Genomic DNA, 11,427 nt, shown 5'->3' with positions numbered 1-11,427 from the left:
CATGATCGGTTGTGTTCCCTAGGCCGTTCTCAGATAGCGGTCGAGTACGCGGACGCCGAAGTGCAGCGCGTCGACCGGGACGCGCTCGTCGACCCCGTGGAAGAGCGCTTGGTAGTCGAAGCCCTCCGGTGTCCTCAGCGGCGAGAAGCCGTAGCCGGTGATGCCGAGTCGCGAGAACTGCTTGGCGTCCGTGCCGCCGGACATGCAGTACGGCACGACCTGTCCCTCGGGCGCGAATTCCTCGACGGCTGCCCGCATCTTCGCGTACGTCGACGAGTGGACCGGCGCCTGCAGCGCCACCTCGCGGTGGTGGAACTCCCAGTCGACGTCCAGTCCGGTGAGCCGGTCAAGGGTGGCGGCGAACTCTTCCTCGCCGCCCGGCAGATACCGGCCGTCCACATAGGCGACGGCTTCGCCCGGAATCACGTTCACCTTGTAACCGGCTTGCAGCATCGTCGGGTTGGCGCTGCCCCGCACGGTCGGCGCGACCAGGTCGGCGGCCGGGCCGAGCTTCTCCAGGAGCGCGTCCACGTCGAAGCCGGGCGCGTCCAGATCGGCCTGTTCCCCGTACAGCGCGGCCAGTTCGGTCAGGGAGGCGCGGACCGTCGGCGTGAGCCGCACCGGCCAGCGGTGCTCCCCGATGCGGGCGATCGCCGCTGCCAGCTTGCTCACGGCGTTGTCGGGGTTCACCTTCGAGCCGTGACCGGCCCTGCCGCGCGCGGTCAGTTTGAGCCAGCCGGTGCCGCGCTCCCCCGCCGCGATGGGATAGAGCTGATTGCCGCGGCCGTCGTGGAAGGTGAAGGCGCCGGACTCGCTGACGCCTTCCGTGCAGCCCTCGAAGAGGGACGCGTGCTGATCGGCGAGGAACCCGGACCCGTCCTCGGCGCTGGCCTCCTCGTCGGCGGTGAACGCGATCACGATGTCCCGCCGCGGCCGCACTCCCGCGCGCGCCCAGCCGCGCACCACGGCCAGGATCATCGCGTCCATGTTCTTCATGTCGATGGCGCCGCGGCCCCAGACCACGCCGTCGCGGATCTCCCCGGAGAAGGGGTCCACGCTCCAGTCGGCGGCCTCGGCGGGCACGACGTCCAGATGGCCGTGCACGAGCAGCGCGTCGGCGGAGGGGTCCGTGCCCTCGATGCGTGCCACCACGTTCGTACGGCCCGGTGTCCGCTCCAGGAGCTTCGGTTCGAGCCCGGCGCCTGCCAGGCGCTCGGCCGCGTACTCGGCGGCGGGCCGCTCCCGGCAGTCGCCGCTGCCCCGGTTCGTGGTGTCGATGCGGATGAGTTCGGAGGTGAACCGGACGACCTCGTCGAGCGCCTGCCCGTCGACGTGTCCGGCGCTCCGATGCCCCGGCTGCTCCTCAGCCATACTGCTCCTCCACGGCGGCCGATGCGATCGTCGTGACCGCCTTGAACGTACGAATGCCCTCGTACATGGTGTCGCTGGTGTACGCGATCTTCCGCTCGCCGGTGCGCCGCACGCCCGGCACCACGGTGGACGCCATGGACAGGTGCTCGGCGTCGAATTCGAGCTCCACGGTGAACGGGCCGCCCTGGACCGGTTCGTGCCGTACGGCGAGCGGGGCCGCCTCCTTGGCCGCGGCGCGGATGTCGGAGGCGGTCCGCCGGGGGGTGCGGCAGACCGCCGCGTACCGCGACACGTGGTCCTTCACTGCGACCTTCAGCGCGCCGGGCGCGTAGCCGAGGGCGTCCTCGCAGGCCAGGTCGTCACCGGTGACGAGGACGACGGGCACCCCGTACTCGGCGACGACGTGGGAGTTCAGCAGTCCCTCGCTGGCCCGGTCGCCGTTGACCCACACGCCGGTGATCGAGTTGGCGAGGTAGGTGTGCGCGAGCACACCCTCCATGCCGGCGCCCGCGTGGTAGCCGATGAAGGCGATGCCGTCCACGTCGTCGTGCTGGACGCCCTCGACCATGGAGAGGGCCTTGTGCCGCCCGGTGAGCATCTCGGCCCGCTCGTCCAGGTCCTCCAGGAGCAGGTTGCGCATGGTCCAGTGGGCTTCGTTGATGAGCACCTCGTCGGCGCCCCCGTCGAAGAAGCCGAGCACGGCGGCGTTGACGTCCGAGGTGAACATCGAACGGCACCGCTCCCACTGCGGCGTACCGGGCAGCACGTCGGCCGGCCACGTGACACCCGTGGCCCCCTCCATGTCTGCGCTGATCAGGATCTTCATGCCGCCTCACGCTACGCGTTCGCCAACTCCTGGACCAGATCCGTCGGTGACCGCGTCGCGTGCCGGTTGCCAGAGTGTGCTGCGCAGGTCCGATCCGCGCACCAGTTGGATGCGCCAGGGCTCGATGCGGATCACGTGGTACTCGGGGTCCTCCGGGCCGCCGCGCCAGTAGTGGACGGGGTCGTATCCCACGCCGGGCGGGCCGCCCCGGGTGTAGAGCTCCCAGGCGTGGCGTCTGGATGCCTCGTCCTCGGCCCAGGTGGAGAGGGCGTCGACGTGGACGGTGTTCTGGCGGGGGTTCCAGTAGGAGTAGGTGGTGTGCGGGTTGCCGGCCAGGTGGGCGGCCTTGACGGGGGTCTTGTACGCGGCGAGCCAGCCGACCGGGCGGCCGTCGACGAGCTCCCAGACGGGCAGCAGGACGCGGGCCCGGGGACGGTGCTTCCGGTCGACGGTGATCATCGTGGCGTACTTGATGTCGCGTACGTACGAGAAGAACGTGTCCCGAACCTCGGAGAAGTCGCTGACTTTGGTGGTGGGCATGTCGGGTGCTCCTTGCTGGGGTGGGGTGGCGGATCAGTGGGTCGCCGGAATCTCGGGGGTGTGCCCGGCAGCGGGTTCGCCGGAGGCCGTCACCGTGCCCGGTCGCGAGCGCAGTCCGAAGGCGCTGATCAGCGCGGCGAGCAGGGCCGCCGCGAGCGGGACCCAGAGGGCGGCGCGGTAGCCGTCCAGGAGCGCGGAGGGTGAACTCGACGTGGTGGCCCAGACGTTGACGGCGGTGACCGTGGAGAGGCCGAGGGCGGCTCCGAACTGGAAGGCGGTGTAGAGCAGCCCGCCGGCCAGGCCCTGCTCCTCCTCCTTGACGCCCTCGGTGGCGACGATGGTGAGCGGTCCGTAGGTGAGGGCGAAGCCGAGGCTGAGGATGATCAGGCTGGGGAACATCGCCAGGTACGTCCAGTCGGCGCCGACCGGCAGGAACAGGGCGTAGGAGAGCGCGGCGAGGAGAAGGCCGCCGAAGATGACACGGGCGTTGCCGAAGCGTTCGACCAGCTTGGGGGTGAGCGTGGGCGAGAGCACCGCGTCGGCGCCGATGACGATCATCGCGAGGCTGGTCTGGAGCGTGGACCAGTCCCGCAGCTCCTGGAGGTAGAGGACGACCAGGAACTGGAACCCGAAGAAGCCGCCAGCGAAGAAGAGGCCCGCGAGGTTGGCGCGGACCAGGGCGCCGCTGCGGAAGATCCCCAGGCGGACGAGCGGGGAGGCCGAGCGGCGCTCCACGGCGACGAAGACGGCGAGGAGGGCGAGGCCCGCGGCGAGCGTGCCGATCGTGGCGGCGGCGCTCGCGTGCGATGCGCGCTCCACGCCGAGGACGAGCAGCACGATGGCGCCGGTGACCGTGAGGGCGCCCGCCAGGTCGACGCTCTGCCCGGTGCGGTCGGGCCGCGGCGACTTGGGGACGTAGGCGAGCGCGGCGGCCAGGATCAGGGCGGAGAGCACCACGGGCACGAAGAACACCCAGCGCCAGCCGATCGCGGTGAGCAGACCGCCGACGACCAGGCCGATCGAGAAGCCGCCCGCGGCGGTGCCCGAGTAGAAGAGCAGCGCCTTGTTGCGGCGCGGGCCCTCCTCGAAGCCGGTGGTGATGATGGAGAGGCCCGCGGGGGTCATGAAGGCCGCGGCGACGCCGGTGACGAAACGGGCGACGATCAGTGTCCAGCCCTCGGTGGCGAATCCGCCGAGCCCGGAGAAGACCAGGAAGACGGAGAGCCAGAAGACGAACATCTGGCGGCGTCCGAAGAGGTCGGCGGCGCGTCCGCCGAGCAGCATGAAACCGCCGTAGCCGAGGACGTAGGCACTCATGACCCACTGCAGGGAGCCGGTGGACAGGCCCAGGTCGGCGCGGATGGACGGCAGGGCCACGTTGAGCATGGCGACGTCGATGCCCTCCAGGAAGATCGCGCCGCACAGGACGAGCAGGACGCCCCACTCACGGGGCTTGAACTGTGAACTCATGTCTCTTCTCCGCCAATTCATCGCTGGTGCGGGAGTGTTGCCGCGGGTGTTGCCGGGGAATTTCCCGGCTCACTCAGCCTCGGCCAGGGCGCGGGGACGGAACAACGGCGAAGATCGCAACGTTCGTTCAACCAGGCTTACCGATCCGAGCAGCCTGGGGGGACGTCGATGGAACGCGATGAACTGGAGTGTTTTCTGCTCCTGGCCGAGGAGTTGCACTTCGGCAGGACGGCCGAGCGCATGCGGCTGTCCCGGGCCCGGGTGAGCCAGCTGATCCAGCGCACCGAACGCCGCGTCGGCGCACCGCTGTTCGTCCGCACGAGCCGCCGTGTCGGCCTCACCGCGCTCGGCCGGCAGCTCCGTGCCGACCTGGAACCGCATCACCGGGCGATCGACGAGGCCGTCGAGCGGGCCGCGGCCACGGCGCGCGGCATCGACAGCGTGCTGCACGTCGGTTTCGCCAACCCGCTGGCCGGCGAGATCGTGATGCGGGCGACGGAGGCGCTGCGCGTGAGCCATCCGGGGCTTGCCGTGGAGATCTGCGAGGTGCCGCTCGGCGATCCGTACGGGCAGTTGCGCAAAGGCGAGTTCGACGTGCAGCTGACGGAGTTCCCGGTGCGCGAGGAGGACCTGGGCGGCGGTCCCGCGCTGCTCACGGAGGAGCGTGTCCTCGCGATCGCTTCGGCGCACCCGCTGGCGGCGCGGGACTCGGTCACGCTGGACGACCTGGCCGGTGTGCCGCTCCTGACGATCGCGGGCGAGGTGCCCGACTACTGGCTGGAGCACCACGTCCCCGCACGCACCCCCTCCGGCGAACCGATCGGCCGCGGACCCGGGGTGACCAACATGCAGGAGGCGCTGATGCTGGTCTCGGGCGGCAAGGGCGCCTTCCTGGCCCCCGCGCACACCGGGACGTACTTCACCCGCCCGGGAGTCGCCTACGTGCCCTTCGCCGACGCCGAGCCGGTCGGTTACGGCCTGGTGTGGCGGGCCGGGCACGGCACGGGCGCGGTCGCGGCCTTCGCGCGGACCGCGCGCGAGGTGGCCCACGAGGTGGCGCAGGGTGACCCCCGCAGCGTGGTGCCAAGAGCCGTCACGGCGGCGGGCTGACGGGAGCGGGGGCCGGGGCCCGGTGCGGCGCGCCGCACGGACCGCGCCGACGGCGGTCATGCCGAGGGTTCCCGCTCGTGAGCCTCACACGGCCCGGGGCCTCCCGGCCTGTCGGGGGCCGGCCCGCGCACGGCCTCACCGCCCCACCACCAGCCACTTCGACGGCAGTTCGATGCGTGTGCCGTCCGGTGTGAACTCGGTGGTGGTAAGCGGGAGTTCGCCCTTCGCGAGCACTGTCAGGCCCGCCGCGGTGACGTACTCCGGCACCGCGGCGTCGGCGACCTCGCCGGGCGCGATGCCGTGCGCGAAGACCGGCGCCAGCTTCGGCGGCGGGCCCTCGGGGCTCTGTGCGAGGCCTCGCAGGATCGGGCCCGCGGCCTCGGCGAGCTCCACCACGAACGCTCTGCCGCGCTCGCCGAGCAGCGTCGCGATGCCGTCGACGAGCGGCTGGCGGTCGTCGGGGTCGCACTGGTGGAGCACGCCGCGCATGTAGACGTTCGCGTCGCCGATCTCCGCGTGCAGTTGCTCCGCCTCCGTCTTCTCCGCGGCGTCGACCTGCCGGAACTCCACCTGTCCCGCCGGGTCGGCGTCCCGTGCGTGACGCAGCGCGGCGGCGGCCAGGTCGGCGCCCAGGACGCGCGGATAGCGGTCGGCGAGGAAGCGCGTCTGGGTGCCGTTGCCGCAGCCGAGGTCCAGGAGGGGCAGCCCCGCGGCCACCATGTGCGGTTCGAAGAGGGCGAGGTGGATGCCCGCCGTGAGCACGGGTTCCGCGTCCCAGAAAACGGCTCCCGCTTCGTCGGGGGCGTCCCGCCAGAACCCCTCCCAGGCCTCTCTGTACCGACGCGTGACGCTCATGCCCAGCTCCCCAGGATTGCGACGACGACCGCCGAAGATGACGGCAAGATCGGTCTATCGCGCCCGGGGTGCACGGACAAGTCACCGGCGCCATCAATTGCGCGGCGGCCCCAGCTCGAACCACACGGTCTTGCCGGAGGCCGTACGGCTGGTCCCCCACTCCTTGGCGAGCACGCTGACGATCCGCAGTCCGCGCCCGAACTCGTCGCCGGGGCCCGCGTTCAGCAAGGTGGGCAGGGTGTGGTCGTCGTCCTCGACCTCGCAGACCAGCGTGGCCCCCGAGCGGACCAGGCGGAGTTCGACCCGGCCACCGCGCGAGTGCCGTACGGCGTTGGTGACGAGTTCGCTGACCAGGAGCTCGGCGGTCTCGGCGAGGGCGTCGCGGGACCAGGTGCGCAGTTGGGCGCGGACCAGGTCGCGGGCCCTGCTCACCTCGCTCGGGTCGAGTGCGAGCCGCCAGCTCGCGACGTCCTCGTCCGCGATGCCGTTCAGGCGTGCCATCAGGAGGGCCACGTCGTCCTTGCGCCCGCCGCGGCCCGCGCTAGCAAATGTCACGGCGAGCGCGCGGATGATGGTGTCGCAGGCGGCGTCCATGGAGGCGGCTGGGTGGGCCGCGGACTCGGTGAGCGTGGCGAGGCCGACACCGATGTCCTCGCCGCGGACCTCGACGAGGCCGTCGGTGCACATCAGGAGCCGGTCGCCGGGCGCCACGCGTACGGTGACCGCCTCGAAGGGCACGCCTCCCACGCCGATGGGCGCCCCCGTCGGCAGGTCGAGGAGTTCACTGCGGCCGTCCTCGGCGCGCACGAGCACGGGCGGGATGTGGCCCGCGTTGGCGAGGTGCAGCTCGCTCGCGATGGGGTCGTAGACCGCGTACAGGCAGGTCGCGAGATAGTGCTCGCCGAGCCGCTGCGCCAGGTCGTCGAGGTTGCGCAGGAGCTGGGCGGGCGGCAGGTCCAGGGCGGCCATGGTCTGGACGGCCGTGCGCAACTGGCCCATCATCGCCGCCGAGTTGAGGCCGTGGCCCATCACGTCGCCGACGACGAGCGCGGTGCGCGAGCCGGGCAGCTTCACGGAGTCGAACCAGTCGCCGCCGACCCGGCCGAGGAGCGTGCCCGGCAGATAGCGCGTGGCGATGTCGCAGCCGGTCATGCGCGGCTCGATGTGCGGCAGCATGCTGTCCTGGAGGGTGTCGGCGACGCTCTCCTGGTAGGTGTACATGCGGGCGTTGTCGAGCACGAGGCCGGCGCGGGCAGCGAGTTCGGCGCCGGTGACGCGGTCCATGTCGTTGAAGACGGGCCGCTCCCGGTGGCGCAGCAGGATCATGAATCCGAGCACCACGTTGCGGGCCTTCAGCGGTACGACGAGCATCGAGCGATGGTTGATGAGCGGGCGGATGTCGCGCTTCTCGAACTGCGAGGCGATCGCGTTGCCCATCTCCTCGGTGATGCGCGGCACGAGGACCGGATCGCCGGAGGTCATGCACTGGAAGAACGGGGTGTGCGACGGGAAGGGCATGGACTCACCGACGGGCACGACGTCGTCCCAGCGGCCCGGCTCGTCCGTGTGCTCCACGGCGACCCGGTGCCACATCGTGGTCTCGTCCGGCGGCCCCTCGGGGAAGCCCTCGCCCGCGACGACCTGTTCGCGCAGGTAGGTGCCCGCGACGTCGGTGAAGCGCGGCACGACGGCGCGGCTCACCTCGATGATCGTCTGCGAGAGGTCGAGCGAGGAGCCGATGCGTCCGCTGACCTCGTTCAGGAACTCCAGGTGTTCGCGCACCGCCGCGTACTCGAGGTCCTCGCCCTCGTCGCGGGCGCCGGGCTCGGGTGCGCCGCCTTCCGCGGCGGCCTGCTGGGCGCGCAGCCTGCGCGCCTTGCGCTCGGCGCGCCGGGGCACGCCCCAGTCGGGCGTGACGGGCACGCGGTCGTGCTTGCTGAACTCCAGGACGGGATAGCCCAGTTCGAGGATCTGCGCCACGATGCGGGAGCTCTCGCCCACGCTCATGCTGGGCAGGATCTCGGGCAGCCGGTCGGCCAGCTCGTCCGCTCCGGGGAAGTCCGTGTGCAGGGCGAAGCCCGGCGCGATGCGCTCGACCTGCCCCGGCTCGGGGTCGTCCTCGTCGGCCAGCCGGTCGGCGTCCGCCGCGAGGACGAGCAGCCGCTCCGGCCCGGGGCCGACGAGAGGGTAGGCCCACCACAGGACGTCCACCCTGTGGTGTTCGCCGCCGGGCACGGAGAGTCGCGCGCGCCCGGCGGCGGGGTACGAGATGCGTCCGTCGAGGGAGGTCTCCAGGTCGGGCCCCAGGCCGTCGTACTCGCCGTAGTCGGCGTGGCTCTCGGGGATCGCGCCCGCCACGGGGAGCAGGTCGCCCGCCGGACTGCCGACCGCCGCCTCTTTCGCGTACCCGAACAGCTTGCGCGCGCCGGTGCTCCAGTGCGACACGAGGCCCGCGCCGTCGATGACGACCACGGCGAGTGGGATCCGGCCGGCCACGGCATGCTGCGCCACCGGCCCGTCCGGGGTGCCGTATTCCATGGCCAACGCTCCTTCCGGCGGCACCGCGAAGGCCTGCGCCGCCCCAACCACCGTACGACCGGCACAGGTTGCCGTGCGGTGCAATAAGGGAATTGGGCCCCACGGGGGCGCCTCCGGCGGGTATTTTCCCTCCCTGCCGTCAAATGGGCCCTAGTCCTCGTGGCCCAGCTGGAGATCCCGTTCCGTGCGGCCCCCGCCCGCGACCTGGAGCACGGTCGCCACCGGCGGGTAGCCCGCGGCGATGACGGTGTACTCGCCGGACGACAGGTCGATGAACCGGAAGGTGCCGTCCTCCTTGGTCGTGAGGGTGTCCACGACGTTGCCCGCCGCGTCGAGGAGCGTCACGCGGGCGTCCTCCACGGGCCGGCCGCCGTTGGCCCGCACGGTGCCGCGCAGGACGGCGCCGCCGGCGAGCTCGACGTCCTGCCGTGTCTCGCGGGAGGCCTGCACGCTGACGGGCAGGGCCGCCGGGCGGAAGGCGGGTGCGCTGGCGGCCAGGGTGTACTCGCCGGCCACCAACTCCGTGATCACATAGCCGCCTTCGCGCCCGCTGCGGGTGGTGGCGACGACCTCGCCGCGGACGTCGGTGAGGGTCACCGCGGCGTCCCTGACCGGGGTCCCGTCGGCGGTGACCACGCTGCCGGCCAGGCGTCCCGCGCCGCCGAGCACCACGTCGAGTTCCACCGGGCGCTCGCCGACGGTGACGGTGACCGCCTGCGGCTGGTGCCCTCCGGCGGCGGCGATCAGGACGAACGATCCCGAGCCCGGTGTGGAGAGCGCGTACCGCCCGTCGTCGCCGCTCGCACCGCGGCCGATCTGGCGGCCCGCGACGTCGATGAGGGTGAGGGCGGCGCGGGGCACGACGGTGCCGTCGGGGTGCTGCACGGTGCCGCAGACGGGCACACCGGCGGCGTAGGAGGTACGGGCCTGCGGGACGGGTGTGGCTTCGGCGGTGGGGGCGTCCTGGGACGCTGCGCTGGACAACAGGGGGGTCTCCTTGAGGAAGAAGGTGATCAGCATGCCGAGGACGAGGACCGGCACCAGGTAGAGGAAGATCCGGGGCATCGCGTCGGCGTACGCCTGGATGTAGCCCTCGCGCAGCGGGGCGGGCATCGCGTGGACGAGCTGCGGGGTGATGGCCTCGGGGTCCGGAAGCCCGGCCCCGGCCGGGATGCGGTCGGCGAGCGAGTCCGCGAGGCGGTCGGCGAAGAGCGTGCCGAAGATGGCGGCGCCGACACTGCCGCCGATCTGCCGGAAGTAGTTGTTGGCGCTGGTGGCCGTGCCCAGGTCGGAGGGGCGTACGGCGTTCTGCACCGCGAGGATGAGCACCGGCATGACGAGGCCGACGCCCGCGCCGAGCACGGCCATCCAGATGCTGTAGTGCAGCCGGGGCGTGTCGGCCTCCAGGCGGGAGAGCAGCCACATGCCGATGACGGACAGGATGCCGCCGAGCACCGGGTAGATCTTGTAGCGCCCGGTGTGGCTGATGAGCTGGCCGGAGAGGATCGAGGCGCCGACCACGCCGCCCATCATCGGCAGCATGAGCAGTCCGGACTCGGTGGCGCTCGCGCCGTCGACCATCTGCAGGAACGTCGGCAGATAACTGGCCGCCCCGAAGAGCGCGATGCCCACGACCATGCCGACCAGCGCGGTGATGTTGAAGACCGAGTCGCGGAACAGGCGCAGCGGGATGATCGGTTCTGCGGCGAAGCGTTCGGCGACCACGAAGAGCACGACCGAGACGACGGCCCCGGCCGCGAGCCCCAGGATGACGCGTGAGCCCCACGCGTGCTCGGTGCCGCCCCAACTGGTCAGGAGCACCAGGCAGGTGGAGGCGGAGGCGAGCAACAGCGCGCCCAGCACGTCGAGTCGGGCCTTGACCGCGCGCTTGGGGAGCTTGAGCCCGAAGCTGACGACGAGGAGGGTGACGAGCCCGAAGGGCACGTTGAAGTAGAAGCACCAGCGCCAGGTGACGTGGTCGGTGAAGAAGCCGCCGAGCAGGGGTCCGGCGACCGACGCGAGGCCGAAGGCGGCGCCGATCAGGCCCATGTAGCGGCCGCGTTCCCGGGGCGGGACGATGTCCGCGATGATCGCCTGCACGCCGATCATGAGGCCGCCCGCGCCGATGCCCTGGATGGCGCGGAAGGCGATGAGCTGGTCCATCGTGCGGGACCAGCCGGCGAGCGCGGAGCCGATGATGAAGATGAGAATCGCGAACTGGAAGACGCCCTTGCGGCCGAAGAGGTCGCCCAGCTTGCCGTAGATGGGCAGGCCGATCGTGGACGTCAGCAGGTAGGCGGTGATCGCCCAGGACATCTTGTCCAGGCCGTGCAGCTCACCGACGATCTTCGGGAGCGCGGTGGCGACGATCATCTGCTCGAGGGCGGCGAGCAGCAGGGCGAGCATGAGTCCGACGAACACCATCCGGACACGCCCGGGGCTGAGTCCCGCCGCCGCCGACACATGCTCTTGGGGTGGTGGCGGCTCCTCGACGCCCGCAGGCACCGCCACCACCGCCAAGTCCCCCTGCTCGGCGCCCTTCACCAGCGTCGTGCCGCCCACGTCCTGCTCCCCTCGTCTGCGCCTGCGCCGCATTTCTCGCATTACGCGACAACTGCGAGCAAGCGCGACGAGTCGCCCCTGTCGGGGGTCCGGCACACGTATCTGCCGGTGGGAGCCCTACGCCGTACAATTGGCCCGAACAGAAAACCACTCGA

Annotated in this window: 8 protein-coding genes; 1 reads left to right on the top strand and 7 read right to left on the bottom strand. The window is 71.6% G+C overall.

Translation table 11 applies throughout. The features are described 5' to 3' along the window. Positions 1-18: 18 nt before the first annotated feature. The 4 genes from ACWFRU_RS11095 to ACWFRU_RS11080 are packed head-to-tail and all read right to left on the bottom strand — an operon-like array spanning position 19 to position 4,207. On the bottom strand, positions 19-1,371 hold the full coding sequence (locus tag ACWFRU_RS11095) for a M20/M25/M40 family metallo-hydrolase (RefSeq protein WP_453685810.1): 1,353 nt from the start codon (positions 1,369-1,371) through the stop codon (positions 19-21). Next, on the bottom strand, positions 1,364-2,197 hold the full coding sequence (locus ACWFRU_RS11090; protein ID WP_453685809.1) for a M55 family metallopeptidase: 834 nt from the start codon (positions 2,195-2,197) through the stop codon (positions 1,364-1,366). Before ACWFRU_RS11090 ends, ACWFRU_RS11095 begins: the two co-directional genes overlap by 8 nt. Positions 2,198-2,203: 6 nt before the next feature. After that, complete coding sequence (locus ACWFRU_RS11085) at positions 2,204-2,737, bottom strand: pyridoxamine 5'-phosphate oxidase family protein (RefSeq protein WP_453685808.1); 534 nt, start codon at positions 2,735-2,737, stop codon at positions 2,204-2,206. Positions 2,738-2,770: 33 nt separating this feature from the next. Next, the gene (locus tag ACWFRU_RS11080; RefSeq protein WP_453685807.1) at positions 2,771-4,207 is read right to left on the bottom strand and encodes an MFS transporter; all 1,437 of its coding nucleotides are present in this window, start codon (positions 4,205-4,207) and stop codon (positions 2,771-2,773) included. A gap of 168 nt (positions 4,208-4,375) precedes the next feature. Between ACWFRU_RS11080 and ACWFRU_RS11075 the strand changes: the two genes are divergently transcribed. After that, positions 4,376-5,317, top strand: coding sequence for a LysR family transcriptional regulator (locus ACWFRU_RS11075; RefSeq protein ID WP_453685806.1), 942 nt, complete (start codon positions 4,376-4,378; stop codon positions 5,315-5,317). A 135-nt stretch (positions 5,318-5,452) separates the two neighbouring features. Here the strand turns inward: ACWFRU_RS11075 and ACWFRU_RS11070 are convergent, their stop codons facing one another. The 3 genes from ACWFRU_RS11070 to ACWFRU_RS11060 form a co-directional block, all read right to left on the bottom strand. Continuing rightward, on the bottom strand, positions 5,453-6,172 hold the full coding sequence (locus ACWFRU_RS11070; RefSeq protein WP_453685805.1) for a class I SAM-dependent methyltransferase: 720 nt from the start codon (positions 6,170-6,172) through the stop codon (positions 5,453-5,455). Positions 6,173-6,265: 93 nt separating this feature from the next. Continuing rightward, a complete protein-coding gene (locus ACWFRU_RS11065; protein ID WP_453685804.1) occupies positions 6,266-8,710 on the bottom strand; it encodes a SpoIIE family protein phosphatase in 2,445 nt (814 codons plus the stop codon). A gap of 150 nt (positions 8,711-8,860) precedes the next feature. Beyond that, a complete protein-coding gene (locus ACWFRU_RS11060; protein WP_453685803.1) occupies positions 8,861-11,272 on the bottom strand; it encodes an MFS transporter in 2,412 nt (803 codons plus the stop codon). Positions 11,273-11,427: the final 155 nt, after the last annotated feature.

It is taken from the genome of Streptomyces sp. NPDC055099 (assembly GCF_053607685.1).
The sequence above is the reverse complement of the archived record's forward strand: the minus strand, read 5'-3'. Positions and strand labels throughout refer to the sequence as shown.

Bases quoted from the DNA above. Each gene is read 5' to 3' on its own strand.
- ACWFRU_RS11070 (WP_453685805.1), bottom strand. From the start codon at position 6,172: ATGAGCGTCACGCGTCGGTACAGAGAGGCCTGGGAGGGGTTCTGGCGG.
- ACWFRU_RS11085 (WP_453685808.1), bottom strand. From the start codon at position 2,737: ATGCCCACCACCAAAGTCAGCGACTTCTCCGAGGTTCGGGACACGTTC.
- ACWFRU_RS11065 (WP_453685804.1), bottom strand. From the start codon at position 8,710: ATGGAATACGGCACCCCGGACGGGCCGGTGGCGCAGCATGCCGTGGCC.
- ACWFRU_RS11080 (WP_453685807.1), bottom strand. From the start codon at position 4,207: ATGAGTTCACAGTTCAAGCCCCGTGAGTGGGGCGTCCTGCTCGTCCTG.
- ACWFRU_RS11095 (WP_453685810.1), bottom strand. From the start codon at position 1,371: ATGGCTGAGGAGCAGCCGGGGCATCGGAGCGCCGGACACGTCGACGGG.
- ACWFRU_RS11090 (WP_453685809.1), bottom strand. From the start codon at position 2,197: ATGAAGATCCTGATCAGCGCAGACATGGAGGGGGCCACGGGTGTCACG.
- ACWFRU_RS11075 (WP_453685806.1), top strand. From the start codon at position 4,376: ATGGAACGCGATGAACTGGAGTGTTTTCTGCTCCTGGCCGAGGAGTTG.